The 26,655-nt window shown below is 63.9% G+C and carries 25 protein-coding genes; 19 read left to right on the forward strand and 6 right to left on the reverse strand.

Annotated elements, in window-relative coordinates; all coding sequences use genetic code 11:
* Nucleotides 1–9: 9 nt before the first annotated feature.
* The 4 genes from IH615_RS09485 to IH615_RS09500 all read left to right on the forward strand — a co-directional run bounded on the left by IH615_RS09485 (nucleotide 10) and on the right by IH615_RS09500 (nucleotide 3,305).
* Nucleotides 10–1,608, forward strand: coding sequence for a cytochrome ubiquinol oxidase subunit I (locus tag IH615_RS09485; protein WP_366484957.1), 1,599 nt, complete (start codon nucleotides 10–12; stop codon nucleotides 1,606–1,608).
* Nucleotides 1,605–2,753: a cytochrome d ubiquinol oxidase subunit II gene (cydB, locus tag IH615_RS09490; protein ID WP_291361626.1), complete on the forward strand. Its 1,149-nt coding sequence runs from the start codon at nucleotides 1,605–1,607 to the stop codon at nucleotides 2,751–2,753. The genes IH615_RS09485 and cydB overlap by 4 nt, the downstream gene beginning before the upstream one ends.
* A 9-nt stretch (nucleotides 2,754–2,762) precedes the next feature.
* A complete protein-coding gene (gene cydX, locus IH615_RS09495; protein WP_291361627.1) occupies nucleotides 2,763–2,894 on the forward strand; it encodes a cytochrome bd-I oxidase subunit CydX in 132 nt (43 codons plus the stop codon).
* 264 nt (nucleotides 2,895–3,158) lie between these two features.
* Entirely contained in the window at nucleotides 3,159–3,305 is a 147-nt protein-coding gene (locus IH615_RS09500) for a DUF1127 domain-containing protein (RefSeq protein WP_082530989.1), read from the forward strand.
* A 124-nt stretch (nucleotides 3,306–3,429) separates the two neighbouring features.
* Here the strand turns inward: IH615_RS09500 and IH615_RS09505 are convergent, their stop codons facing one another.
* The 3 genes from IH615_RS09505 to IH615_RS09515 all read right to left on the reverse strand — a co-directional run bounded on the left by IH615_RS09505 (nucleotide 3,430) and on the right by IH615_RS09515 (nucleotide 4,638).
* Entirely contained in the window at nucleotides 3,430–3,780 is a 351-nt protein-coding gene (locus tag IH615_RS09505; protein WP_291361628.1) for a hypothetical protein, read from the reverse strand.
* Between the two features lie 70 nt (nucleotides 3,781–3,850).
* Complete coding sequence (gene ybaK / locus IH615_RS09510; protein WP_291361629.1) at nucleotides 3,851–4,324, reverse strand: Cys-tRNA(Pro) deacylase; 474 nt, start codon at nucleotides 4,322–4,324, stop codon at nucleotides 3,851–3,853.
* 137 nt (nucleotides 4,325–4,461) lie between these two features.
* Nucleotides 4,462–4,638, reverse strand: coding sequence for a hypothetical protein (locus IH615_RS09515; protein ID WP_291361630.1), 177 nt, complete (start codon nucleotides 4,636–4,638; stop codon nucleotides 4,462–4,464).
* A 118-nt stretch (nucleotides 4,639–4,756) separates the two neighbouring features.
* Here IH615_RS09515 and IH615_RS09520 point away from each other — a divergent pair, with 118 nt between their 5' ends.
* The gene (locus tag IH615_RS09520; protein WP_291361631.1) at nucleotides 4,757–5,662 is read left to right on the forward strand and encodes a LysR substrate-binding domain-containing protein; all 906 of its coding nucleotides are present in this window, start codon (nucleotides 4,757–4,759) and stop codon (nucleotides 5,660–5,662) included.
* Between the two features lie 65 nt (nucleotides 5,663–5,727).
* Here the strand turns inward: IH615_RS09520 and rhaI are convergent, their stop codons facing one another.
* Together rhaI and IH615_RS09530 are read right to left on the reverse strand one after the other, a co-directional pair.
* Nucleotides 5,728–7,017 carry an L-rhamnose catabolism isomerase gene (rhaI, locus tag IH615_RS09525; RefSeq protein ID WP_291361632.1) on the reverse strand — a complete coding sequence of 430 codons (1,290 nt, stop codon included), beginning with the start codon at nucleotides 7,015–7,017 and terminating at the stop codon, nucleotides 5,728–5,730.
* Nucleotides 7,018–7,175: 158 nt separating this feature from the next.
* Nucleotides 7,176–9,275, reverse strand: coding sequence for a bifunctional rhamnulose-1-phosphate aldolase/short-chain dehydrogenase (locus IH615_RS09530; protein ID WP_291361633.1), 2,100 nt, complete (start codon nucleotides 9,273–9,275; stop codon nucleotides 7,176–7,178).
* A gap of 182 nt (nucleotides 9,276–9,457) precedes the next feature.
* On the opposite strand from IH615_RS09530, the gene IH615_RS09535 reads away from it, so the two are divergent.
* The 6 genes from IH615_RS09535 to rhaM all read left to right on the forward strand — a co-directional run bounded on the left by IH615_RS09535 (nucleotide 9,458) and on the right by rhaM (nucleotide 15,264).
* On the forward strand, nucleotides 9,458–10,264 hold the full coding sequence (locus IH615_RS09535) for a DeoR/GlpR family DNA-binding transcription regulator (protein ID WP_291361634.1): 807 nt from the start codon (nucleotides 9,458–9,460) through the stop codon (nucleotides 10,262–10,264).
* A gap of 43 nt (nucleotides 10,265–10,307) precedes the next feature.
* Nucleotides 10,308–11,294, forward strand: coding sequence for a rhamnose ABC transporter substrate-binding protein (rhaS, locus tag IH615_RS09540; protein WP_291361635.1), 987 nt, complete (start codon nucleotides 10,308–10,310; stop codon nucleotides 11,292–11,294).
* Between the two features lie 169 nt (nucleotides 11,295–11,463).
* Nucleotides 11,464–12,969 (forward strand): sugar ABC transporter ATP-binding protein, encoded by a 1,506-nt coding sequence (locus IH615_RS09545; RefSeq protein ID WP_291361636.1) that lies wholly within the window; start codon nucleotides 11,464–11,466, stop codon nucleotides 12,967–12,969.
* On the forward strand, nucleotides 12,966–13,943 hold the full coding sequence (locus tag IH615_RS09550) for an ABC transporter permease (RefSeq protein WP_291361637.1): 978 nt from the start codon (nucleotides 12,966–12,968) through the stop codon (nucleotides 13,941–13,943). The genes IH615_RS09545 and IH615_RS09550 overlap by 4 nt, the downstream gene beginning before the upstream one ends.
* A complete protein-coding gene (locus IH615_RS09555; RefSeq protein ID WP_291361638.1) occupies nucleotides 13,940–14,935 on the forward strand; it encodes an ABC transporter permease in 996 nt (331 codons plus the stop codon). The genes IH615_RS09550 and IH615_RS09555 overlap by 4 nt, the downstream gene beginning before the upstream one ends.
* Nucleotides 14,932–15,264, forward strand: coding sequence for an L-rhamnose mutarotase (gene rhaM / locus IH615_RS09560; RefSeq protein WP_291361639.1), 333 nt, complete (start codon nucleotides 14,932–14,934; stop codon nucleotides 15,262–15,264). The genes IH615_RS09555 and rhaM overlap by 4 nt, the downstream gene beginning before the upstream one ends.
* Before the next feature lie 160 nt (nucleotides 15,265–15,424).
* Here the strand turns inward: rhaM and IH615_RS09565 are convergent, their stop codons facing one another.
* Nucleotides 15,425–16,696, reverse strand: a complete 1,272-nt coding sequence (locus IH615_RS09565) for a DUF3422 domain-containing protein (protein WP_291361640.1) — start codon at nucleotides 16,694–16,696, stop codon at nucleotides 15,425–15,427.
* A 197-nt stretch (nucleotides 16,697–16,893) separates the two neighbouring features.
* Between IH615_RS09565 and IH615_RS09570 the strand changes: the two genes are divergently transcribed.
* The 8 genes from IH615_RS09570 (at nucleotide 16,894) to IH615_RS09605 (ending at nucleotide 26,492) form a co-directional block, all read left to right on the forward strand.
* Nucleotides 16,894–18,453: an aromatic amino acid lyase gene (locus tag IH615_RS09570; RefSeq protein ID WP_291361641.1), complete on the forward strand. Its 1,560-nt coding sequence runs from the start codon at nucleotides 16,894–16,896 to the stop codon at nucleotides 18,451–18,453.
* 81 nt (nucleotides 18,454–18,534) lie between these two features.
* Nucleotides 18,535–19,446: an ABC transporter substrate-binding protein gene (locus IH615_RS09575; RefSeq protein ID WP_291361642.1), complete on the forward strand. Its 912-nt coding sequence runs from the start codon at nucleotides 18,535–18,537 to the stop codon at nucleotides 19,444–19,446.
* A gap of 211 nt (nucleotides 19,447–19,657) precedes the next feature.
* Nucleotides 19,658–20,848 (forward strand): ABC transporter permease, encoded by a 1,191-nt coding sequence (locus IH615_RS09580; protein WP_291361643.1) that lies wholly within the window; start codon nucleotides 19,658–19,660, stop codon nucleotides 20,846–20,848.
* Between the two features lie 91 nt (nucleotides 20,849–20,939).
* Nucleotides 20,940–21,875 carry an ABC transporter ATP-binding protein gene (locus IH615_RS09585; protein WP_291361644.1) on the forward strand — a complete coding sequence of 312 codons (936 nt, stop codon included), beginning with the start codon at nucleotides 20,940–20,942 and terminating at the stop codon, nucleotides 21,873–21,875.
* Entirely contained in the window at nucleotides 21,872–22,624 is a 753-nt protein-coding gene (locus tag IH615_RS09590; protein ID WP_291361645.1) for an ABC transporter permease, read from the forward strand. The genes IH615_RS09585 and IH615_RS09590 overlap by 4 nt, the downstream gene beginning before the upstream one ends.
* A gap of 147 nt (nucleotides 22,625–22,771) precedes the next feature.
* Entirely contained in the window at nucleotides 22,772–24,130 is a 1,359-nt protein-coding gene (locus tag IH615_RS09595; RefSeq protein ID WP_291361646.1) for an amidohydrolase family protein, read from the forward strand.
* Nucleotides 24,127–25,380: a Zn-dependent hydrolase gene (locus IH615_RS09600; RefSeq protein ID WP_291361647.1), complete on the forward strand. Its 1,254-nt coding sequence runs from the start codon at nucleotides 24,127–24,129 to the stop codon at nucleotides 25,378–25,380. Before IH615_RS09595 ends, IH615_RS09600 begins: the two co-directional genes overlap by 4 nt.
* Nucleotides 25,380–26,492 carry a DUF917 domain-containing protein gene (locus tag IH615_RS09605; protein WP_291361648.1) on the forward strand — a complete coding sequence of 371 codons (1,113 nt, stop codon included), beginning with the start codon at nucleotides 25,380–25,382 and terminating at the stop codon, nucleotides 26,490–26,492. Before IH615_RS09600 ends, IH615_RS09605 begins: the two co-directional genes overlap by 1 nt.
* Nucleotides 26,493–26,655 lie beyond the last annotated feature (163 nt).

A 26,655-nucleotide genomic window follows, 5' to 3' on the forward strand; every position in this document is an offset into this window, starting at 1 on the left:
AGTAACGCCATGATCGACATGACCGTTGTCGAACTCTCGCGGTGGCAATTCGCCGCCACGGCAATGTATCACTTCATCTTCGTACCGTTGACGCTGGGCCTGTCCTTCATGATGGCCATCATGGAGAGCGTCTATGTGATGACCGGGCGCGACGTCTGGCGCAAGGCGACCCTGTTCTGGGGCACGCTGTTCGGCGTCAATTTCGCCATGGGCGTGGCCACCGGCATCGTCATGGAATTCCAGTTCGGCATGAACTGGAGCTATTACAGCCACTATGTCGGCGACGTGTTTGGCGCCCCGCTGGCCATCGAGGGCCTGATGGCCTTCTTCCTCGAGGCCACGTTTATCGGGCTGTTCTTCTTCGGCTGGGACCGGCTGAGCAAGGTGGGGCATCTGGCCGTGACCTGGCTGACGGCATTGGGCGCCAATTTCTCGGCGCTCTGGATTCTGATCGCCAATGGCTGGATGCAGAATCCCGTGGGGTCCAAATTCAACCCCGACACCATGCGCATGGAAGTCACCGATTTCATGGCTGTCATTTTCAACCAGGTGGCGCAGGCCAAGTTCGTTCACACCGTGAGCGCCGGCTATGTGACCGGCGCGGTGTTCATCTTCGCCATTTCGTGTCTCTTCCTGCTGCAGGGGCGGCATGTGGAACTGGCCAAGCGCTCGATGGTGGTGGCGGCCAGCTTCGGGCTGGCCTCGGCGCTCTCGGTTGTCGTGCTCGGCGACGAGAGCGGCTACGTGGCGACCGAACACCAGAAGATGAAGATCGCCGCCATGGAGGCGAGCTACGAGACCGATCCGGCGCCCGCGCCCTGGACACTCTTCGCCTTGCCGGGCCCCGATGGTGGCGCCCCCAGCTTCTCGATCAAGGTGCCGTGGGTCGGTGGCCTGATCACCACCCGCTCGCTGGACAAACCGCTGCCCGGCATCGACGAGCTGGTGGAACATGCCCAGACCCGCATCCGCTCGGGCATGATCGCCTATGACGCGCTTCAGGAAATCCGTGAGGACGGCACCAATAGCCAGGCCCGCGCCATATTCGACGAACATTGGCCCGATCTCGGCTATGGCCTGCTGCTTAAGCGCTACCGCGACGATGTCGGCAACGCCACCGACGCGGAAATCGCCCAGGCCGCCCAGGATACCGTGCCCGATGTGTGGCCGCTGTTCTGGACCTTCCGCATCATGATGGGGCTGGGCTTCTTCTTCATCGCCTTCTTTGCGGTGTGGTTCTACCGCGCCTCGCGCGGCTGGCTCGATACCAACCGGCCAATGCTGTGGTTCGGCTTTGCCATGTTGCCGCTGCCCTGGATTGCCATCGAGTTCGGCTGGTTCATCGCCGAATACGGGCGCCAGCCCTGGGTGGTGGAAGGCGTGTTGCCCACCTTCTATGCGGCGTCGGGCCTCAGCTTCTGGGACCTGGTCATCTCGCTGACCTTCTTTGTCAGCCTCTACACCGTCCTCTTGGTCATCATGGTCATGCTGATGGTCAAGATCATCAAGGCCGGCCCGCAGGACAAGCTGTTCGCCGCAACCGATGACGACGATTTCGTCGTCGCGGCCTTGCCGGCAACACCAGCCAACAGGGAGCTAGGATCGTGAGCGCCATTCCACTGGACTATCAAACCCTGCGCCTCATCTGGTGGCTGCTGCTCGGTGTGCTGCTGATTGGCTTTGCCGTCATGGGCGGGCGCGATCTCGGCGTCGGTGCGCTGCTGCCCTTCGCCGCCCGCACCGATGATGAGCGGCGTGTCCTGCTCAACCTGGTGGGCCCCACCTGGGAGGGCAACCAGGTCTGGCTGGTCCTGGGCGGCGGCGCCATCTTCGCGGCCTTTCCTCCCCTCTACGCAGTGAGCTTTTCGGGCTTCTACCTGGCGATGATCGTCATCTTGCTTGCGCTCATCCTGCGACCGGTCGGCTTCAAGTTCCGCGGCAAGATCCACGATGCCAGGTGGCGCGCCACCTGGGACTGGGCGCTGTTCGTGGGCGGCGCCGTGCCGGCGCTGATCATGGGCGTCGCAGTGGGCAATGTCCTGCTCGGGGCACCATTCCACCTCGATGACACCATGCGCGCCTTTTACACCGGCAACTTCTTCTTGCTGCTGATGCCTTTCGCCCTGCTATGCGGGCTGGTGAGCCTGGGCATGATCGTGACCCAGGGCGCAGCCGTGATCGCCGGCCGGACCACTGGTCCACTGGCCGAGCGGGCGCGGACCTATGGTACGCTGGCGGCCCTGGTGACGATTGCACTGTTTGCGCTCGGTGGCGTGTGGGTAGCCCTGGGCATTGACGGCTATGCCATAACCAGCACGGTGGATGGCAACGGCGCCATCAATCCGCTGGCCAAGACGGTGGCACTGACCCGTGGCGGCTGGCTGGCAAATTACGGCCTCTATCCCTGGATGATAGCAGGGCCGGTGCTCGGCTTTGTCGGCATGGCGGGTGCGGCGGCCGGCTTGCAGGCCAGGCTGCGGCTGCCGACGCTGCTGGCATCGAGCCTGGGCATTTTCGGCATCATCTCCACTGCCGGCCTGTCGCTGTTCCCCTTCTTGCTGCCATCCTCGACCGTACCGGAATCGAGCCTGACGCTGTGGGATGCGAGTTCGAGCCACCTGACGCTCTTCATCATGCTGCTGATGACGCTGTTCTTCCTGCCCATCGTCCTCGCCTACACCGCCTGGGTGTTCCGCGTGATGCGCGGCACGGTCAGCACGCAGTCGCTCGAAAAGAACCCCAACGCTTATTAGGAGAATCTCATGTGGTATTTCTCTTGGATACTCGGCGTTGGGCTCGCCTGCAGCTTCGCCATTCTCAACGCCATGTGGTTTGAAATGCGCGAGGACCGGCGCATCGCCCGGGAGCAGGGCAGGGAGCCGACCCAGCGCTAGCCGCATGGCTCATGACCAAATGGTCAAAAATCGGTTAAGGCGGGCGCAGCGGAGGATGCGCCCGTTTTGTTATGGAAAAACAAGAGTTTAGATCAGTACGGCTGTCGCTTGCCGACCGGCGGCGACAATTTTCACCTGAAGCGAGTATGAACAGGGTGCCGCTTTTGTTTGCACTGTGTGCATAACGGATGTGCACAGAGTCCATCTTCTAATCACGACTGGCTAGCTATAGATATTGGTCATCGAAAACGAAGGGGAACCGAAATGAACATCCGTCAGCGCCTTGCACAGTTTGCCCAGTATCAGCGTACCATGCGCGAACTGAGCGCCCTCGATCAGCGTCAGCTGAACGATCTCGGCATCACCAAGGGCGATATCAAGAACATCGCTCGCGGCGCCCTGGCTCGCTAAGCGGCGCCCTGCGCTCGCTAATAGCGGCCCAAGCCGACCAAGTCAGACTTGAGATGAAGGCGTCCATCCGGGCGCCTTTTGTCTGTCCGGGATTCCGTTTCCTGAGGTGGGCGTGTGCCTCGCCTCAGTCCGTGATCGTGAATCGCGTCACGCTGCCGGCGCTGAGCGTCATCCGCTCATAGGCCTCGCCCCCGCCGAACTCGCCGCCACCGACATCCCAGCAACCGGCTGACAGCGTGAAGCTGCGGGCATCTCCCGGTGCGATCGAGTCGCCGTCGGACAGGCGGTTGAAGCCGTAGGTGAAGTTGTCGCAATCGGAAATGACGATGGCGTCGAGATAGCCATAGCTGCCATTGATGATGATCAGGGTTGCTGTCGGCTGGCCGGGCCGTATCAGGTCGCCACCCGAAATACTGCAGCCCGCCAATGCGACTGCAGCCAAAGCCGCGACGCCCAGCGCCAGGAACTTGTTCATGAAATTGTCCCTCCGAGGATGAGGGACAATAGGTAACGCGGCAACGGCGCCTATCCCTGAACAGGGGTGTTCAGCGAATGAGGTCGGCCGCTTTCCCTCCCAGGGCCGCGACCAGGTCGTCCGGCTTCATCCGGATTTGCAGCCCGCGTTGGCCTCCATTGAGGAAGATTTCGTCTTCCAGCGTCGCCAGTTCTTCGATGGCTGTCGGCACCTGTTTCTTCTGCCCGAACGGGCTGATGCCACCCACCTTGTAGCCGGTCAGCCGCTCGGCATCGGCAGGCTTCATCATATGCGCCGACTTGCCGCCAAAGGCGGCGGCGAGCTTCTTCATGTTCACCTCTTCGTCCGAGGGAACGACGACGCAGACCGGCTTGCCATCGACCTCGGCCATCAGCGTCTTGAGCACGATGGACGGCGAAACCCCCATCGCCTCGGCCGCCTGCAACCCGACCCGATCGGCATCGGGATCATAGTCATAGGTCGCGGTGGCAAAGGGGACGCCAGCTTTGCTGAGCGCCATTGTGGCGGGGGTGGTTTTGGACATGAGGCCAGGGCGTCTGCAATGGATATGCATCACCCTACCACAACGTCATTCCCGCGCAGGCGGGAATCCACTCTTGCCAACAGGCCGGCAAGTAAAGAATGGATTCCCGCCTGCGCGGGAATGACGCCAGGGAGGACCTACCGGCGTCCGTCCAAATTGCCCTCCGTCGCCCCGATGTCGCGCAGCAGATGCGGCGAGGCGTGGATCAGATCAACAGTGGCCTGCTTGCGGCGGCGCTCGCTGCCCCACAGGCGCGGGAACACCCAGCGGGGCTGGTGAAAGGCAGTGGAGATTGGCTTGGCAATGGCGATCATGGCTACGACCATCCTTATGGGGATGGCTCCTGCTTTGGTTTCCATGATCCAAGAATGGCTGGCAGCGCGGCCCATTTCCAACTAAAGCTCGATAAGCATGCATAAGGAGATTTGATCCATGTCTGCATTGCCGCCGCTGACCTCTATCCGCGCCTTCGAAGCGGTGGCGCGCCACCTCAGCTTCACCAGGGCCGCCGAGGAACTGGGCATGACCCAGGCTGCGGTGAGCTATCAGATCAGGATTCTCGAGGAGCGCGTCGGCGCGCCGCTCTTCCTGCGCAGGCCGCGGCAGATCGCGCTGAGCGAGACTGGGGCTCGCCTTGCGCCGGACGTGACCAAGGCCTTCGACACCCTGCGCGAGACCTTTGCCGACTCGCGCGGACTGGTCGATGGCATGCTCAGCATTTCCAGCGTACCCACTTTTGCCAGCCACTGGCTGGCGGCCAATATCGGCTTGTTCCAGCTGGCCAATCCGGAAATCGCCGTTCGGGTGGAGGCCTCACCGCATCTGGTGGATTTCGGTACGGAAGAATTCGACGTCGCCATCCGGGCCACCAGTCGCCTCCAGGATGGGCTGGTCTGGCACCTGCTGCTCAAGGCCGAGTTTGCCCCCATGCTCAGCCCCAGGCTGGTCGAGCAATACCAGGTGCGCGAGCCAGCGGACCTGTTGCGCGTACCCCAGATTACCCCTGATGATCCATGGCTATACGCCTGGCTTGAGCTGGCTGGCGTATCGGTGCCCCCGACCCCGGATCGTCCATTCAGTCGCCTTGGGGCGCAGAACCTCGAGGCCGCCGCCGCTATCGCCGGGCGCGGGTTGGCCATGGTTACGCCGGCTTTCTATGCCGACGACGTCGCCAGTGGCCGGCTGGTGCGGCCCTTCGATATCACAGGCTGGGACGGACACGGTTATTACCTGACCTACCCCGAGGCACGGCGCAACTCGCCCAAGATCAAGGCATTTCGTGACTGGATCGTGCCTGCGACCGAGGGGCTGCGATCGTCTCAGGGCCGAAGCGAATAACACAAAGGCCCGGTAATCGCTCACCGGGCCTTCGCTTTTCCGCGCGAGGAGGAACGCGGAAATGCCTAGACGATGCCGCTCGATCCGGCCGCGACTTCGGGGCGGATCTCGGCGACTTTCTGGCGGTAGCCGGCGGCACGATAGGTGCCCAGCAGGTCAATGGCGCCACCCGCTTCGTAGCGTGCCATGGCCAGGATCGGCTCGACATCGGTGCGATAGGCCAGGCGCAAGGCCTGGGTAGCGGCGAGCGCGTCATTGCCCTCCTGCGCCGCCTTGAGCGCGTGGCGATCCACCAATAGCGCTTGGGCATAAGCGCGCTGCACATCGGCCGCCGACAGCATCAGCGACTCGATCGGGTCGGTCACATTGTGCGACTGGTCGAGCATGTGCGCAGGGTGGAAATCCTTGTCGCGGCCCTCGGCATCCACCAGTTCGTTGAACACCAGGAACAGCCGGTACGGATCGATCGACCCGGCGTCGAGATCGTCATCGCCATATTTGCTGTCGTTGAAGTGGAAGCCGCCCAGCTTGCCGAACTGCGCCAGCCGCGCGACGATCATCTCGATGTTGACGTTGGGCGCATGGTGCCCGAGATCGACCAGGCAATAGGCCTTGTCGCCCAGTTCCTTGGCGATGAGGTAATTGGTGCCCCAGTCCTGCACGACCGTCGAATAGAAGGCCGGCTCATACATCTTGTGTTCGGTATAGATGCGCCAGTCATGCGGCAACTCGGCATAGATCGCCTTCATCGAGTCGAGGTAGTGCTCGAACTGGCGAGTGAAGTTCACCTGGCCGGGGAAGTTCGAGCCGTCGCCGATCCACACCGTCAGCGCCTTGGAGCCGAGTGTCTTGCCGATCTCGATGCATTCAAGATTGTGCTCGATGGCCTGCTGGCGTGTGGCAGCGTCGGCATGGCTCAGCGAGCCGAACTTGTAGCTCTGCAACTGCCCCTTGGCATCGGCGAAGGTGTTGGAATTCATCGCGTCGAAGCCGAGGTTGAAGCGGCTGGCCGCCTGCTTCAGCCGGTTCGGATCGGCCTTGTCCCACGGAATATGCAGCGACACGGTTTTCGTCGCCTGCGTCAGCTGGGCGATGACGGCGCAATCCTCGATCTTGTCGAAGATATCGCGCGGCTCGCCCTTGCCGGGGAAACGCGCAAAGCGCGTGCCGCCGGTGCCGACGCCCCAGGAGGGCACGGCGACCGAGAAGTCCGCCACTATGGTCTTGACGGCATCGATAGAAATGCCGCGCCGGTCGAGCCGCTCACCCAGCGTGTCATAGTCAGCATTGAGATCGGCAATGTGCCTCTCGTTCTCGGAGTCGACGACGGATGGGTCGATGATGTGTTCGGTCATTTTGTTCTCCTCCTGCCGATGCAGAAGGCCCCCTCACCCGGCCCTGCGGGCCGACCTCTCCCCCCAAGGGAGAGGTGTCGCTGACGCGACGGGCGGCACCCACCTCTCCCTCTGGGGGAGAGGTCGCCGCGAAGCGGCGGGTGAGGGGGCCTTGTTTCTTACCGCGTAAAGCTCTGGGCATTGCCCGCGTCGACATTGATGATGTTGCCGGTCGACTTGGCCGAGGCTTCCGAAGCGAAGAAGTAGATGGCTTCGGCGATGTCCTCGGGGAAGACCGACCGCTTGAGCATCGAGCGCTCGCGATACATTTCCTCAAGGCCATCCTTGTCGGTCTTGTAAGTCGATGCGCGCTGCTCAAGCCACTCGCCCGCCCAAATCTTCGAGCCACGCAACACCGCATCGGGGTTCACGACATTGACCCGGATCTGCTCGCCCGCGCCTTCAAGCGCCAGGCAACGGGCCAGATGGATTTCCGCCGCCTTGGCGGTGCAATAGGCCGAGGCATTGGGCGAAGCCGCCAGGCCGTTCTTGGACGCCACGAACACCACATTGCCACCGATCTTCTGCGCCCGGAACAGCCGGAACGCCTCCCGCGACACGAGGAAATACCCCGTGCTGAGGATGTCCATGTTCTTGTTCCACAGTTCCAGCGACGTCTCCTCGATCGGCGCGGACGAGGCGATGCCGGCATTGGACACGAGGATATCGAGCCCGCCAAACTCCACCACCGCCTCGGCAAAGCCCGCGATCACCACGGCCTCCTGCGTCACGTTGAGCTTTACCGGACGGACGAAGTCCTTGCCGAACACCCCGCCAAGTTCCTCGGTGGCGGCAGCCAGCGCGTTCTCGTCGATATCGGCGAGCACAACGCAGGCGCCCTCGCGCAGCAGGCGCACCGCCGTGGCCTTGCCGATGCCGCCGGCACCGCCAGTGACCAGCGCAATCTTGCCGGCCAGTGATTTCGGCTTGGGCATGCGCGCCAGCTTGGCCTCTTCGAGCAGCCAGTATTCGATGTCGAAGGCTTCCTGCTCGGGCAGGCCGACATAGGTGGAGACTGTCGAGGCGCCGCGCATCACATTGATGGCGTTGACATAGAACTCGCCGGAAATGCGGGCCGTGGCCTTGTCCTTGGCAAAGGTGAACATGCCCACGCCCGGCATCAGGTACACCACCGCATTGGGGTCGCGCACGGCAGGCGAATTGTCGTGCTTGCAGCGGTCGTAATAGGCCTGATAGTCGACGCGATAGGCGGCGATCTGGTCGGCCAAGCCGGCGATGACCTTGTCCACATCAGGATTGGCTGGGTCGAAGTCGATGACCAGCGGGCGGATCTTGGTGCGCAGGAAGTGGTCCGGGCACGACGTGCCCAAAGCCGCCAGCGGCCTCAGGTTGTTGGAATTGACGAATTCCAGCACTGCGGCCGAGTCATCGAAATGGCCCAGCTTGTGGCTGTCTTCCGAAATGAAGCCACGAATTTTCGGCATCAGTCGCGCGGCAATGGCGCGGCGCTGCTCTGCGGGCAGCGACTGCACCGTAGCGCCGCCAAAGATCGTCTTGCCCTCGGTCTGCTGTTCGAACCACTCGATGGCCTGGTTGATGATGCCGATGGTGGTCTCGTAGCATTCCTTGGGCGTGTCGCCCCAGGTGAAGAGACCATGCGACTCCAGGATCAGCCCCTTGGCATTGGGGTTCTCCTCGCAGAACTTGCCCAGCCACAGGCCCAGCTCGAAGCCCGGCTTCTTCCACGGCAGCCAGCCGATTGTGTCGCCGAAAATTTGCTGGGTGAGTTCGCGTGAATTCTGCGAAGCTGCGATGGCGATGATCGCGTCCGGATGCATGTGATCGACGAACGGCCGGTTCACATAGGCATGCAGCGGCGTATCGATCGAGGCCGCGCGCGGGTTGAGGTTGAAGGTGGCGTGGGGCAGGTAGCCCACCATCTCGTCTTCGAATTCCACCCCGCGATAGAGGCCCTTCAGCGCCCGCAGCTTGTCCATGTAGAGCGTCGAGAAGCCATCAAGCTTGATCGAGGCGCTGTCGCCGCCCGACCCCTTGACCCACAGGACCTCGACCATTTCGCCGGTCAGCGGGTCCTTCTGCATGATCTTGGAGGAGGTGTTGCCGCCGCCATAATTGGTCACCCGCTTGTCACTGCCGAGCAGGTTGCTGCGATAGACGAGGCGCTCCGGCTCGCTCATGGCGGCAGCCTTGGCATCGTCCCAAAGGTTGGCGAGGCGCTTGGGCGCTGAAGTGGACATGAAACTCCTCCCAGAGGGCAATTTGACAAAGAATTGGCCGGACATGGCCACGATCGATCATCGGTGTCAATCACAAACGATCAGAAGCGCGCATGTTTGACCAACATATGTCGAAATTGACGGTTTGATGATTGACAGTGATTGAAATCGGTGTGAAGGAATGCGCCAGGGAGATAGCAGCCTTGCACGAAACCGAACGCCAGAGAGTGATCATTGCAGCCGTCCAGACCCGGCCGGTGGCAACCGTTGCCGAGCTCTGCGAGGTCACCGGATCGTCGGAAGCCACCATTCGCCGGGACATAGCGGCGCTGCATGTACAGGGCAGGTTGCGCCGGGTGCGCGGCGGCGCCGAGGCGCTGACGCCTCCGGAACAGGGCGGGCTGATGGGTCGGCCCTTCTCCGTCAATGAAACGATCAACATCGCGCAGAAACGCGCCATCGCCCGTGCCGCGGTTGACCTGTGCAACGATGGCGAGCCGATCATCATCAATGGCGGCACCACCACCTACCAGATGGTGCATCACCTGACCGATCGCCGCTTGAGCGTCTTCACCAATAGCTTCGGCATCGCCGAATATCTCATCCACAATTCGCGCTGCTCCGTCGTCATTCCAGGCGGTACGGTCTATCGCGAGCAGAATGTCATCCTCTCGCCCTTCGGTGGCGTGGTGGCATCGCATTTCTATGCCAAGCGCATGTTCATCGGCTGCCAGGGCATCGGCGCGCACGGACTGATGGAGGCCGATCCCATGATCGTCCAGTCCGAGCTCGGCCTGATTGGCCAGGCCGACGAGCTGATCGTCCTGGCTGACTCATCCAAGTTTTCGGGAAGATCGAGCCTCATCCTGTGTGGGCTCGACCGGATAGCTGCCGTCATAACAGACAGCGGCATTCGCGACGAAGACCGCCAAATGCTGGAAACGGCAGGCGTGCGGCTCATCGTGGCGGAAACGACTGCTCAGGCCGACCGTCAAGCCACGGTCGCCTGAGATCGCAAGACCAAGACCAGAATGTCCCAGGGAGGGATTACCAATGAAGCTCTTGAAGATTTTGGCCGCTACCACTGCCGTCGCAGTGCTGCTTGCCGCCCCGGCCTATGCCCAGACCCGCATCGCGCTGGTCGTCAAATCGCTCGGCAACGGCTTCTTCGACGCCGCCAACAAAGGCGCCCAGGAAGCAGCCGCCGAACTGGGTGACGTCGAAGTCATCTATACCGGCCCGACCGCTGCCACCGCCGAAGCCCAGATCGAAGTCATCAACTCGCTGATCGCCCAGCAGGTCGATGCCATCGCCATCTCGGCCAACGATCCCGACGCTCTCGTCCCGGCCCTGCAGAAGGCCATGGAACGCGGCATCAAGGTCATCAGCTGGGATTCGGGCGTGGCGCCGGAAGGCCGCCAGCTGCACCTGAACCCGTCGGAAACCGCCCTGATTGGCGAAACCATCATCAAGCTGGCCGCCGATTACCTGCCTGAGGGCGGCGATGTCGCCATCCTCTCGGCCTCCTCGACCGCGACCAACCAGAATGCCTGGATCGAAGCCGCCAAGGCCGCGCTGCCCGAGAAGTTCGCCAATATCAACCTCGTCGCCGTCGTCTATGGCGATGACGACTCGGTCAAGTCGACCGACGAAGCCAAGGGCCTGATCGCCTCCTACCCCGACCTCAAGGCCATCATTGCCCCGACCACCGTCGGCGTCGTGGCTGCCGCGCAGGTCGTCACCGACCAGAACCTCATCGGCAAGGTCAACGTTACCGGCCTCGCGCTCCCGTCCGAGTTCAAGCAGTTCGTCGACAACGGCGCTTCGCAGGCCGTGGCTTTGTGGAACCCGATCGACCTGGGCTATGCCGCAGTCATGCTGGCCAATGACTTGGTCGAAGGTGGTGAAGCTGCTCCGGGCGCAACGCTCTCGATGGGCCGCATGGGCGAACTGACCCTCGACGACACCAATTCGGGCGCCATGGCCGCTCCCTTCACCTTCGACAAGTCCAACATCGAAGAATTCTCCAAGATCTACTAAGACCGAAATGGCCGGGCGTTCGCGCCCGGCCACACTCTTGTAACAGTCTACGGCGTCATTCCCGCGAAGGCGGGAATCCACTCTTTCTCTGCCGACCTGCGGCAAGGATGGATTCCCGCCTTCGCGGGAATGACGTGGTGGTAGGCATAGCCACGGCAGCCCAAGCACCATGACCGACCCCATCCTCACCCTGTCAGGCATATCCAAGAGCTTTCCCGGAGTGCGGGCGCTCCATGATGTGTCGCTGGAACTCTATGCCGGCGAAGTCACCGCGCTGATCGGCGAGAACGGGGCGGGGAAATCCACGCTGGTCAAGACGCTGACCGGCATCTACCAGCCCGATGCCGGCGAAATCCGCGTTGGCGGGCAGCTGGTCACCCTGCCCACGGCGCATTCGGCTTCCGCGCTGGGCATCACCGCCATCCATCAGGAAACCGTGCTGTTCGATGAGATGACCGTAGCCGAGAACATCTATCTGGGCCACGCGCCGCGCAATCGCTTCGGGATGATCGATTGGCGCAAGATGCGGGCTGAAGCGCAGGAGACGCTCGACTCCATGGCAGCTGGCATCGACGCCGGCATCCAGCTCAAGGAACTCGGCATCGCCAAGAAGCACCTGGTGGCCGTGGCGCGGGCGCTCAGCATCGATGCCCAGGTCGTCATCATGGACGAACCCACCGCCGCATTGAGCCAGAAGGAGATCGAAGAGCTCTATGTGCTCATCGAACTGCTCAAGCAGGACGGCAAGGCCATCCTCTTCATCAGCCACAAGTTCGACGAGATCTACCGCATCGCCGACCGCTTCACCGTGTTCCGCGATGGCGAGCAGGTGGGCAAAGGCTTCATCAAGGACACCAGCCAAAGCCAGATCGTGCAACTGATGGTGGGTCGCGCGGTGGACCACATTTTCCCAGAGCGCGTTGCCGTGATCGGCCAGGCCGTGCTCGAGGCCAAGGGGCTGAGCCACCCCACCGAGTTCGAGGACATTTCATTCTCGGTCCGCAAGGGTGAAATCCTCGGCTTTTATGGCCTGGTCGGGGCAGGGCGCTCCGAAGTGATGCAGGCTGTATTCGGCCTGACCCAGACCTCGGCGGGCACGCTGACCCTGGATGGACAGGTCATCGCGCCGAAGTCTCCCGCCGATGCCGTCGATGCTGGCATCGTCTATGTGCCCGAGGAACGCGGCAAGCAGGGCGTGATCACGGGCGAACCGATTTTCAAGAACGTTTCCCTCCCCTCGCTGGGCAAGACCAGCAAGTCCGGCTTCCTGCGCATGGCGGAGGAATTCGCCTTGGCTCGCACCTATACCGAGCGGCTGGACCTGCGCGCGTCTTCGCTGAGCCAGGATGTCTCGACCCTGTCGGGCGGTAACCAGCAGAAGGTGGTCATCGCCAAATGGCTGGCGACCCTGCCCAAGGTCATCATCCTCGATGAACCCACCAAGGGCATCGATATCGGCTCCAAGGCTGCCGTGCATGGTTTCATGGCCGAGCTGGTGGCGCAGGGGCTCAGCGTCATCATGGTCTCCTCCGAACTCCCCGAAATCCTTGGCATGAGCGACCGCATCGTCGTGATGCGCGAAGGCCGGGTTATCGACACGCTCGACAATAAGGGACTCAGGCCCGAGACGTTGGTGCGGCTGGCCGCCGGCATTGCCGAGGAGCAGGCAGCATGAACCGGTTGCTCAAGCATCGCGAAATCTTCCTCGCCCTCGCCATCCTGCTCGTCCTCGTGCTGGTCACCGCGCGCTTCCCGCGCTTCGCCCAGCCGGGAAACCTCCTGACCATCTTCAACGATACCTCCATCCTGATGATGCTGGCGCTGGGCCAGATGGCCGTCATCCTGACCCGCTCCATCGACCTCTCCATGGCGGCAAACCTGGCGCTGACGGGCATGATCGTCGCCATGACCAATGCGGCCTTCCCTGGCGTGCCCATCCCGTTGCTGATGGCCATGTGCGTGGTGATCGGGGCCGGCCTTGGCGCGTTCAACGGCATCCTGGTGTGGAAGCTCAATATTCCGCCCATCGTGGTGACTTTGGGCACGCTGACCATTTTCCGCGGCCTCGTCTTCGTGATTTCCGGTGGCGCATGGGTGAACGCAGCGCAGATGAGCGCCGACTTCATCGGGCTGCAGCGCGCCGTCTTCCTCGGCCTGCCGGTGCTGAGCTGGTTCGCCATCGCGACGGCGCTGGTCTTCTGGGTCGTGATGACCCGTACGCCCCTGGGCCGCTCGCTCTATGCCATCGGCGTGAACCCGACGGCCTCGGTCTATACCGGCATCAATGTGGGCCGCACCAAGTTCTATGCTTTCGTCATCTCCGGCGCAGTGGCCGGGCTCTGCGGCTATCTCTGGGTTTCGCGCTACGTCATCGCCTCCGTCGAAGTTGCGGGCGGCTATGAATTGACCATCATCGCCGCCTGCGTCATCGGCGGGGTCTCGATCGCCGGCGGCATCGGCAGCGTGGCCGGCGTCCTGCTGGGCGCCATCTTCCTCGGCGTCATCAACAACGCCCTGCCGGTCATCAACATCAGCCCGTTCTGGCAGATGGCCATCTCGGGCACCGCCATCCTGCTGGCCGTCGTCCTCAACGCCCGCGGCGAGCGCCGCAAGGGGCGGATCATTCTCAAGAAGGCGGAGGCAACATGACCGACACCACCCTCCACCGCAGCCTCCCCGACCGCCTCGACAACCCGCTCAAATCCGCGGTTTTGAGCTGGGAGAGCCTGCTTGTCCTCGTGGCTGTCGCCATCTTCATCCTCAATTCCTTCGCGTCGCCCTATTTCCTCAACGCCTGGAGCCTTTCCGACCTCACCTTCAACTTCACCGAAAAGGCCCTGATCGCGCTGGCCATGGCGCTGCTGATCATCTCGGGTGAAATCGACCTCTCGGTCGCCGCCATTATCGCCCTGGCCTCCACCATGATGGGGCTTGCGCTGCAATATGGCGCCGACACACCCACTTTGGTCGCCGTCGGCATCGGCGTCGGCATCCTCTGCGGTGCCTTCAACGGCTTCCTCGTCACCGGCCTCAAGCTCCCCTCCATCGTGGTCACGATAGGCACCATGAGCCTCTTCCGCGGCATCGCCTTCATCATCCTGGGTGACCAGAGCTTCAAGGGCTATCCGCCCAGCTTCTCCTGGTTCGGCCAGGGCTATGTCTGGTGGGTGATCTCGTTCGAGCTGGTGCTCTTCCTGGTCTGCGCGCTCATCTACTGGGTGCTGCTGCACCGCACCGTATTCGGCCGCCGCATCTTCGCCATTGGCAACAACGACGTCGCCGCGCAATTCTCCGGCGTGCGCGTCGATCGCATCAAGTTCATCCTCTTCTGCCTCACCGGCCTGATGAGTGGCATTGCCGCCGTGCTGCTGACCGCCCGGCTCGGCTCGACCCGCCCCTCAATCGCCGAGGGCTTCGAGCTCGAAGCCATCACCATGGTGGTCCTGGGCGGCGTCTCCATCCTCGGCGGTGCAGGCTCCATCCTCGGCGTCGTGCTCGCCGCGCTCATCGTCGGCCTCGTCACCTTCGGCCTGGGCCTGCTCAATGTCCCCGGCATTGTCATGACCATCTTCACCGGCTCGTTGCTGATCGTGGTGATCGCGCTGCCCATTCTCTTTCGCATGTGGAGGCAGCGCGCATGATTGAGGACGGGGACTACGAAAAGCACGCCTTCAAGATGCAGCTCAATCCCGGCATGGCCGCCGAATACCGCAAGCGCCATGACGAAATTTTCCCCGAGCTCGTCAACCTGCTGCATGAGGCCGGGGTGAAGGACTATTCCATCCACCTCGACGAAGAGACCAACATCCTCTTCGGCGTGCTCTGGCGCCGCAAGGACCACACCATGGCCGACCTGCCCAACACGGCGATCATGCAGCGCTGGTGGGCCCACATGGCCGACGTGATGGCGACCAACGACAGGAACGAGCCCATCGCCATCGACCTCGTCCCGATGTTCTGGATGAAGTAGCCGTCAGCCCGCAAGCAGCTTGCCGAGCCGATCAAGGCGGGCAATCCATGCGCGCCTGCGGTTGGCGATGATAGTCCAGAGCAACTCGGCCATGATCATTCCTTCAGTTAAGCCAGCGCCTTAGTAACATGGTTCGGCTAATGGCAGAACTATTAAGTGATCACCTTAGCGTTTGCGGCGTGTGGGCCTTGCGCACGGCGCGGGCCATGAGCCACACGGCCAACACCACGAAGGGCGCGGCGATCGAGAGGGTCATGGTCTTTTGCCAGTGCAGCTCTTCGAGCGGGCCCGCCAGGGCGTAGCTCAGGATGCCGAGCAGGTAGTAGCTGATGGCGATGGTGGAGAGCCCTTCGACGGTGCGTTGCAGCAGGAACTGGCTGCGCGCGGTCTGCGCAATGCTGTCGAGCACCGCGGCATTCTGCATCTGCATGTCGACGCCGATGCGTACATCCAGCAGGCCGATGGCGCGCTCGATTTTGGCCGCGAGCACGGCGAGGCGCTTCTCCATGGCGGCACAGGTGGCCAGCCCCGGATCGACGCGATTGCCGATATAGTGGGTCAGCGTCGAGCCGCGCGTCGTGCCGCTTTCGCGCAGCCCTGCCAGCCGCATGCGCAGGATGTCGCCATAGGCGTGGCCGGCGGCGAAGCGGTAGCCCAGACGTTCCGAAAGCTGGCCCGAGCGGACCGACAGGCCATGCAGCGACGTCAGCGCGGCCTGCACCGCTGCGGGTGTAGTCGCGGCAGAAAGGCTCTCGACTAGGGCCGTCAGCTCCAGTTCGATGGTGCGCAGGTCCGGCGAGACACTGCGCGCTAACGGCAGGCCGAGCAGCGCCATGGTGCGATAGGTCTCGACCTCGAGCAGCCGCCGCACAATGATCGAGCGGCGCAGCGTGGTCAGGCCGCCTGCCGCCAGCTCGAAACGGGTGAACCGGTTGGCATCGGGAATGAAGTCGGTGGCCACCTGCGCCTTGCCACCTTCGATATCGGCCAGGCACAAGCTGGCCAGATTGAAGCCAGGCACCAGTCGCTCGGGAATGCAGCTATCGGCGATGACATCGATGCGCATGGCGCCAATCAGCAGGCCCTCACCCAGCGCATCAAGGCCAATATCATCGGGCCAGTTCTGCCGGTCGGCCAAGCCCGTACGCCAGGTGACAGTGACGAACTCGGTATGGAACTCCCAGGTGACGTGGCGCGTCTGGGTGTCGAAGCTGTGCTGGCGGTCCCCCGGACGGGGGACGAGGGCGTCAGTCTCAGCGCAAAAGGCCGCAAAGCGGTGGAACACGCGCTGCGTGACGCCAACTTCGGCCGGCATGACGAAGACCAGCCGGCGCAGGCGGCAGGTGTCGGCGATGATCTCGACCGGCCGCGCATGGACTTCGTCCATGATCGCATCGCGATAGGGGTGATCGGCGGGGTGAATTTCGACCATGCGCAGGCTCCGGCGGCACCCTCGATCAGGCACTCACCCGACCGGCTTGGCAATGAGACCTTCGGGCGCGCTACTTTGGTCGATAGTGCCGAGGTGCCACCGTATCGACTTGCCTGCCCATCCGGGCAGGCATCACCAGTGCACACAAAAACCGCATGAGCCTGTTCAGCATTCGGGATATCCAATAGCGTGACCCCATGAACGATCTGGCGATGACAGTGCGCGGCGCGCCCATCACTCTCAGCGGCAAGCCGTTGAGCTTTGCCGATATTGCGCGAATTGGTGCCCGCAAGGCCCGCCTCGTGGCCGATGCCGCCGCCCTCCAGCGCGTGGCCGAGGCCCGCCTCGTGGTCGAGGCCGCCATCAACAATCACCAGCCCGTCTATGGCTCGACGACCGGCGTTGGCGCCATGAAGGACGTCGAATGGTCCGATGACCAGCTCGATGCCTTCAATATGGGCCTGGTGCGCGCCCATCATTTCGGCACAGGCGAGGCTTTTTCCAGCGAGATCGTCCGCACCGCCATGGCCATAAGGGTCAATATGGCGCTGACCGGCCGGGTGGGCTGCACCACCGATCTGGTGGATGCCTATCTGGCACTCCTGTCTGCCGATGTCGTTCCGGTCGTGCGCCGCACCGGATCCATAGGCTGCGCCGATATCGGACTGATGGGACAGATCGGCGCCGTGCTGACCGGGGCGGGCGAAGCCACCTTCGATGGCCGCCGCCAGCCGGCGGGCGAGGCGCTGGAAGCCGCGGGCCTCAAGGCCTTTCGCCTCGCGCCCCGCGATAGCCTCGCCTCCATTTCCACCAATGCGGTGGGCTACGCCGCCGCCGCCAGCGCCATCCGCGCGGCGGCGGGCGTCGTGCGAGTCATGCTGGCAACGGGGCTGACCACCGCCGGGGCGCTGGGCGCCTCGCGCGACCCGTGGAAGGCCGTGGCCCATGTCGGCACCGAGCGCGAGGCGGGCATCGGCGCCTGGCTCTATTTCAACGCCATGGGCTGGGACTGGCCCAACGCCACCCATATTCAGGACCCGCTGTCACTGCGCATGATGAGCCAGGTTTTTGCCACCGGCTTTGAGACACTGGTCGCGGCGGGCAAGATCCTCCTGGCCGCCACCGGCCGGACGGATGACAATCCGGTGGTCGCCGGGGGGCAGGTGCTGACGTCAGGGGGCTCGCTGCCGCTCGATGTCACTGTGTTCCTGCAGACCGCGCAACTGGGCCTGGCGCATGTCGCGCGCAATTCGTTCAATCGCTGCGTCTTGCTGGGCAATGGCGGGCGGCGCGACCTGCCAGTCAATCTGGTCATGCCCGGGGCGATCGCCACCGGCTTCGGGCCGGTCATCAAGCTGGCGGGCGAGCTGTTTGCCCGCGTCCTCACCATGACCAACCCCATCTCCGCCAATTCCATGGTCGTGGCCGGCGGGCTCGAGGATGAAGCTGCCTTCCTGCCGCTGGTGGTGGAGCGCTTCGAGCGGCAGGTGCTGGCTTTGCAACGCCTGGCGGCGCTCGAGGCCATGCTGGCGGCGCAAGCCATGGACATATCGGGCGACACGCCCGGCAATGTGCCGGCCATCATCTACCGGCTGGTGCGCGAACATGCTGACACATACTGGCAGGATCGGCCGCTATCGGCCGAAGTCGAAGCCGTCGAACAGGCCCTCGCCTCCGATGCGCTGATGAACGAACTTATTTCGCACTCGACGATTATGGAATTGGACGAGTTTTTCGCCCTGGGCCCGATTGCCTAGAATTTGCGGCCTCGCCCAATTCTGACAAGACGTTACGTTAGGGACAGCCGGGCTTGGAGCCCGGAGAAAACGGAGAAACCAATGCGCCTTTCATCCAAGCTGCTGACCGCCGTTGCCGCGCTCGCCATCACGATGACATCAGCCAATGCACAAGTGGTCGTCTCGTCCAAGATCGACACCGAGGGTGGTGTCCTGGGCAACATCATCAAGCAGGTGCTCGAAGCCAACGATATTCCCGTTGAAGACCGCATCCAACTCGGCGGCACGCCCATCGTGCGCGAGGCGATCACCGCTGGCGAAATCGACATCTACCCCGAATATACCGGCAATGCCGCCTTCTTCTTCGAAAAGGCCGATGACCCGCTGTGGAACGACGCCGCCTCGGCCTATGCCGAAGCCGCCAAGCTCGATTTCGAAGCCAACAAGATCGTCTGGCTGAGCCCGTCGCCGGCAAACAACACCTGGGCCGTGGCGGTCCGCAATGATGTGGCGGAAGCCAACAACCTCAATACCTTCACTGAATTCGGCGCCTGGGTTGCCGGCGGTGGCGAGGTCAAGCTGGCCGCTTCCGCTGAGTTCGTGAACTCGCCGGCCGCCCTGCCCAAGTTCCAGGAAGTCTACGGCTTCACCCTCACGCCCGACCAGCTGGTGACCCTCTCGGGTGGCGACACGGCGGCGACGATTGCCGCCGCCGCCCAGCAGACCAACGGCGTCAACGCCGCCATGGTCTATGGCACCGATGGTGGCATCGCTCCCTCGGGCCTCAAGGTTCTCGAAGACGACAAGGGCGTGCAGCCGGTCTACCAGCCCGCTCCGATCATCCGCGAGGAAGTGCTGGCCGAATACCCGCAGATCGAAGAACTGCTCAAGCCCGTCTTTGAAGGCCTGACCCTTGAGGTCCTTCAGGACCTCAACGGCCGCGTCCAGGTCGGCGGCGAAGCCGCTGCCGCCGTGGCGACCGACTACCTGACCAAGGGTGGGTTCCTGAGCTAGGCTGAACAGGATCCGGTAGCTCCGCCACCGGATCCAACCTCCCACCGGCCGTCACCCTCGGGTTTGACCCGAGGGCCCTGCACTTGACGGACATGCAGCAAGTGAAGAACCCTCGGGTCAAGCCCGAGGGTGACGCGCGGTGTTTGGGGACAAGACATATCCCAACCAACGCCACCGCAGCGAAGCCAGCGACTGACCAGCCGGAGCCAGCATGAGCATCGCCGACACGACCATCGCCGATAGCCGACCCGGCTGGCTCGCGCTCGACAAGCTGGGCGTCCTCATCGCGCTCATCGCCGCCGTCGGCGCCGCTCTCCCTTTTGCCCTGTTCCGCGCCAACCGCATCGTTCCCGGCGAGGCACAATCCTTGCTCACGGCCTTGCCGCAGCCGCCCGCCATTGTCCTTGCCGCCGTGCTCTTGCTCGGTATCGTCACAGCGCTGCTGCGCTTCCCCGTCATCGCCAAGCTTGTGGGCGGCTTCGTCGTCCTGGCGGTGCTGCTCGTCTTCATCGGCTGGTCCGGCAGCCACCTCACCCCCGAAGGCGACACCTTCGCCCGCGTCTCGCCGGGCGCCGGCTTCTGGCTGCTGATCTTTGCCTTCGCCCTGTTGGTCACCGACGCACTGACCCGGCTGCACTTCGCCCCGCTGGTGCGGATCGGCATTTTGGTCGCTGTGGCCGCCGCCATTGCCCTGCTGCTCTGGAGCGGCAGCTGGAATGACCTCTCCATGCTCAAGGAATACAGCACCCGCGCGCCGGCATTCTGGGCCGAGGCGCGCACCCATCTGGCGCTGGCCTTCGGCTCTGTCGCCATCGCCACCGTAGCCGGTCTGCCGCTGGGCATCCTCTGCTACAAGGTCAAGCCGCTGCGATCAGCCGTGCTCAACGTCCTCAACATCATCCAGACCATACCCTCCATTGCCCTTTTTGGCCTCCTGATCGCCCCGCTGGCCTGGGTCGCCGCCAATGTGCCCGGTGCTTCCGAGATCGGCATATCCGGCATCGGCGTGGCGCCCGCCATGGTCGCCCTATTCGCCTATTCGCTGCTGCCCATTGTCTCCAACACCGTGGTGGGCCTGCAAAGCGTTTCGCCATCAGCTGTCGACGCCGCCAAGGGCATGGGCATGACCGCGGCGCAGCGGCTGATCGGCATCGAGCTGCCGCTGGCCTTTCCGGTCATCCTCACCGGCATCCGCATCGTGCTGGTGCAGAATATTGGCCTCGCCACCATTGCCGCCCTCATCGGCGGCGGCGGCTTCGGCGTCTTCGTCTTCCAGGGCATCGGCCAGACGGCCATGGACCTGGTCCTGCTCGGCGCCGTGCCAACCGTCGCCCTGGCCTTCGCCGCCGCGGTCGTGCTGGATGCCTTGGTGGAAATGACGAGCCGGGGAGGGGCACGATGAGCCCGGAAGCCCCGATCCTCGCTCCCTCCCTCCTATGGGGAGGGATCAACGGTGGGGGTATCTCGCCGCAGCCACTGGAGCCTGGTGCCGCATGATCGAGATCGACGACATCACCAAGGTCTATAGCGGCACCGCCGTGGTCGACCGTGTGAGCCTGACCATCGAGCCGCACACCATCTGCGTCATCGTCGGCACGTCCGGCTCGGGCAAGACCACGCTGATGCGGATGATCAACAAACTCGTCGAGCCCACCTCCGGCCATATCCGCATCGACGGCGAGGACATCGCTGGTATCCAGGCCTATGAGCTGCGGCGCCGCATCGGCTATGCCATCCAGGGCCATGGCTTGTTTCCCCATCGCACCGTGGGGCAGAATATCGCCACCGTCCCCAAGCTGCTCGGCTGGGACAAGGCGAAGATCGCCAACCGCGTCGATGAACTGCTGACCCTGTTCCAGCTCGACCCGGCCGAATTCCGCGATCGCCTGCCGCATGAGCTGTCCGGTGGCCAGCAGCAGCGCGTCGGCGTGGCGCGGGCGCTCGCCGCCTCGCCCAATATCCTGCTGATGGACGAACCCTATGGAGCGCTCGATCCGGTGATCCGTGCCAAGGCGCAGGAGGACCTGCTGTCCATCCAGCGCCGGTTCGGCACCACCATCGTGCTGGTGACGCACGACATGGAGGAAGCCATCCACCTCGGCGACAGGATCGCAGTCATGGACAAGGGCAAGCTGCTGCAGTTTGCGAGGCCTGCCGAAATCATCGCCAACCCGGCGACGCCCTTCGTGGCCGAACTCATCGGCACCAGCGAACGGCCGTTCCGGCTGCTGTCGCTGGCACGGGTGGCCGACCATATCGAGCCGGGCGTCGTGGACGGCGAGGCGATCAACGACACGGCCTCGCTGCGCGATGCCTATGCCGAACTGCTCTGGTCAGGCCGCCCGGCCTTGCCGGTGCGGCACGAGGGCCAGATCGTCGGGCAGGTGACGCTCGCGCAGCTGTCGCGACTGGCGGCGCGGCCGCAATGACAGTGGGCAACCTCATCCGTGGCGTGGTCCTGCTCACCCTGGTGCTGCTGCTTGTCAGGCCGGACCTGTTCGGCGGCTTCTTCGGACTCTTCACCAAGAACAACCAGCCGGCCATCTACAACCAGGGCAACCTGCTCGATATCACCTACGAACATCTCAAGCTGGTCCTGCTGGCAACCCTGGCCTCCACGCTGATCGCGGTTGGCCTCGCCATCATTGTCACCCGCCCCTTCGGCGCAGAATTCCTGCCGCTGTCGCGCAGCATCGCCAATGTCGGCCAGACCTTCCCCCCGGTCGCCGTCCTCGCTCTGGCCGTCCCCATGCTCGGCTTTGGCTGGCAGCCGACGCTGCTGGCCTTGTTCCTCTATGGACTGCTGCCCATCTTCGAAAACACGCTGACCGGTCTCACCAACCTGCCACCGGCGGTGACCGACGCCGCCAAGGGCATGGGCATGACGGGCTGGCAGCGGCTCATTAAGGTCGAACTGCCCCTGGCTTTGCCGGTGATCCTCGCCGGCATACGGCTATCGGTGGTAATCTCGCTGGCGACGGCGACGATCGGCTCCACCGTCGCCGCGCGCACGCTGGGCGAGGTGATCATTGCCGGGCTCCTGTCGAGCAACACCGCCTTCGTGCTGCAGGGCGGTCTCATCGTCGGCGTCCTGGCCGTGCTGATCTATGACGCACTCTCGGCGCTGGAGCGCTGGCTGATGGCGCGCACCGGACAATTGGGGAGGGCTGCGGCTTGAGAAGCGACGTCTATCCACCGGGTCATTCCGGCGCATGCCGGAATCCATGTCCGAATGTTGCCCTACGCTTGGGTGGTTGCGGACCCCTCCGCGCATGGATTCCGGCCTGCGCCGGAATGACATCGCCCATCTTGAGACGTGCGTGACATGTCCGATTTCGATCTCGTCCTCGCCGGTACTGTCGTCCTCCCCGACCTCATCATCGAGAATGGCTACGTGGCCGTGCGCGGCGGCAAGGTGATCCATGTGGGCGAGGGCAGGGCGCCCTCGGCCCACGAGCGTCACGACCTCGGCAACGCCCTCATCCTCCCCGGCGCCATCGATGCGCAGACCCACTCGCTGAGCCAGAAGAACCAGGAGGATTTCATCTGGTCGACCCGCTCGGCCGCATCAGGCGGCGTCACAACCATCGTCGACATGCCCTATGACGAGGGCAACCTGGTGTGCTCCGCCGAGGCCGTGCGCCGAAAGATCGATCACGCCGAGCCCCAGGCGCGCGTCGACTTCGCCCTCTATGGCACCATCAATCCGGAAGAGGGCGCCAGCCGCATTCCGGAACAGGTCGAAGCCGGTGTCGCCGCCTTCAAGTTCTCTACCTTCGGCACCGACCCGATTCGCTTCCCCCGTATCCCGCCCGCTCTGCTCGAAGAGTGCTTCGCCGCCATCGCGCCAACCGGCCTCACCGCTGGCGTTCACAACGAAGACGACGAGATGGTCCGGTCAGCCATGGCCAAGGTCCAGGCTTCAGGCATCACCGACTACCGCGCCCACGCGCTGAGCCGCCCGCCGCTGACCGAACTGCTGGCCTCGCTGCAGATCTACGAAACCGGCGCCCAGACCGGCTGCCCCGCCCATGTCGTGCACTGCTCCCTGGGGCGCGGCTACGAAATCGCCCGCGCCTACCGCGACCAGGGCTACGCTGCCACCATCGAGTGCTGCATCCACTACCTCACGCTGGACGAGGAAAACGACGTCGCCCGGCTCGGCGGCAAGGCCAAGATCAATCCGCCGATCCGTCCGCGTGCCGAGGTCGAAAAGCTCTGGGACCATGTCCGGGCAGGGAACGTCACCATGGTCAGCACGGATCACGTCAGTTGGTCAGAAAACCGCAAGAATTCTCCCAGCATGCTGGCCAATGCTTCCGGCGTGCCGGGCCTCGAAGTCATGGTGCCACTCTTCGTGAGGGGCGCGCTCCAGCGCAACATCCCCCTGACCTGGGCGGCAAGACTGATGGCCGAAAATCCCGCCAGGCACTTCCGCCTCGACCACCGCAAGGGCGCCCTCACAGCGGGCAAAGATGCTGATATCACGGTGCTTTTTCCGCGTCCCATCCGCTACGACGCCGCCGCCAGCGGCCACAATGTCGTGGGCTGGTCGCCCTATAACGGCATCGAACTGCCCTGGACCGTGGGTCTCACCTACCTGCGCGGACAACAGGTCTTCGACGGAACCACAGTAGCGCCGCCGGGCACCGGGCGGTTCGTCAGACCGGAGCTAAGGTCTTGATTCCAAACACTCCCATCCGCGCCGATCGCATTGCCGCCGATATCGACGCGCTGGCTGCCATCACCGAGCCGGGCCGTCCATACACCCGCCGCGCCTTCACCCCGATGTTCCTCGAGGGCCGGAAATGGCTTGAAAAAGCCATGCGGGAGGCCGGCGCCGTCACCCGGATCGACGCGGCCGGCAACCTGGTCGGCACCATCCCCGGCAAGCGCCCCGAACTCGGTACCATCATGCTCGGCAGCCATTCCGACACCGTCCCCGATGGCGGCCGGTTTGACGGCATTGCCGGAATCGTCGCGGCGCTGGAAGTGGCCAGGGGCCTGCTCGACCGCGGCATGGTGCTCGATCACACGCTGGAAGTGGTGGATTTCCTGGCCGAAGAGGTCTCCATCTTCGGGGTGTCATGCATCGGCAGCCGCGGCATGAGCGGCACGCGACCCGCGGAATGGTTGGCGCGTACCGCCGATGGACTGACACTGGAGCAGGGCATTTCCCAGGTCGGCGGCGAAGCGAGGCTTCCGGCGCAACGCGATGATATCAAGGCATTTCTCGAACTGCATATCGAGCAGGGCCCGGTGCTGCAGGACGAAAAGTTGGATGTCGGCGTGGTGACGGCGATCGCAGGCATCACGCGGCTCGAAATCATCGTCGAAGGCCGCGCCGACCATGCCGGAACCACGCCCATGAGCTCGCGCAAGGATGCGCTGACCACCGCGGCCTGGATCGCCCTCGGCGTCGAGGAACTGGGCCGGGCCCTGGCCAGCGGCGAGGCCCATTTCGCCGCCACTGTTGGCGAATTCGGGATGACTCCCAACGCCGCCAATGTCGTGCCGGCGCGGGTGCGGATGCTCATCGACGCCCGGGCAGAACGGCGCGACGACATGGATCGCTTCGTCGACGAGCTCGACCGTGGCGTCGCCGCGATTGCGCAGAAGACAGGTGTCACCGTCTCGGTGCCACGCATCGTCTCGGACAATCAACCAATGCCCTGCAACGCCGAATTGCTCGATGTGCTGGACGCCGCCTGCGAAACGGCGGGCGCCCGGCACCGGCGCATGGCCTCCGGCGCCGGGCACGACACGGCCTGGATGGCGCGGATCACCAGGGCGGCGATGATCTTCGTGCCCTGCGCCGATGGCCGCAGCCACACGCCGGACGAGTTCGCCACCTCAGACGATATCGCGCTGGGCGCCTCGGTCCTGCTCGATGCGGTGCTGGCGCTCGACACCAAACTGCAAGGGAACACCTGATGGGTCGCATCCTTACCGAAAGGGACGTCGAGGCCGCCGTGCGTGGCGGCTCGGTCTATGCGGCGGGCGGCGGCGGCTGGGCCGACCATGGGCGCATGCTGGGCCATGCTGCCGTGAGCATCGGCAAGCCGGAACTGGTTGGTATCGAGGAACTGAATCCCGACGACTGGGTGGCGACGGCTGCCGCAATCGGTGCACCGGCCTCGACCACGGCCTGGGAAATGCAGGGCGTCGACTATGTGAAGGCCGTCGCGCTGCTGCAGGATGCGCTGGGCGAGAAGCTCAGCGGATTGATGGTGGGGCAGAACGGCAAATCATCCACGCTCAACGGCTGGCTCCCGTCAGCCATCCTGGGAACCAAGGTCGTGGACGCCGTGGGCGATATCCGCGCCCATCCGACGGGGGACATGGGGTCGATCGGCATGGCCGGCTCGCCCGAGCAGATGATCCAGACGGCGGTGGGCGGCAATCGGGCAGAGAACCGCTACATCGAGCTGGTGACGCGCGGCGCGACGGCCAAGGTCTCGCCCATCCTGCGCACGGCGGCCGATATGTCGGGCGGTTTCATCGCCTCCTGCCGCAACCCGCTGCGGGCCAGCTATGTGCAGAAGCATGCCGCCTTGGGCGGCATTTCGCTGGCGCTGAAGCTGGGCGAGGCGATGATCGCAGCCGAGGGCAGGGGACCGGGGTCGGTCATCGACGCCATCGTCGAGACCACGGGCGGCTCGATCCTGGTGAAGGGTTACATCACCGATATCGACGTGACCTATACCAAGGAGGCCTTCGATATTGGCCGCGTCACGATCGGCGAGGGCGACAAAGCCACTACGCTGCATGTGATGAACGAGTATATGGCGGTGGAGGATGCGGGCGGCGCGCGGCTGGCGACCTTCCCTGATGTCATCACCACGCTTGATGCGGCGGGACAGGCGCTGTCGGTGGGCCAACTCGGGCGCGGCATGTATGTCTTCGTGCTGCATGTCCCCAAGACCATCATTCCGCTGAGCTCGTCCGTGCTCGACCCGGCGGTGTATCCGTTCGTAGAGGAGCGCATGGGGATCGAACTGGCGAAATATGCGCTGAACCTGGGGCGGGGGGAGAGCGACGCTTAGCCTGGCCCAAGGAGACCTAACAAACGCGCCGTCATCCCCGCGAAGGCGGGGATCCACTCTTCAACGCAACAAGAATGGATTCCCGCCTTCGCGGGAATGACGCCGTGGGTAAGCCGAGTTTTGAAGTTGTTGCGGCGAGAGCAGATCATGCCCACACCCAATC

This window comes from Devosia sp., assembly GCF_014860165.1.
GTDB lineage: Bacteria > Pseudomonadota > Alphaproteobacteria > Rhizobiales > Devosiaceae > Devosia.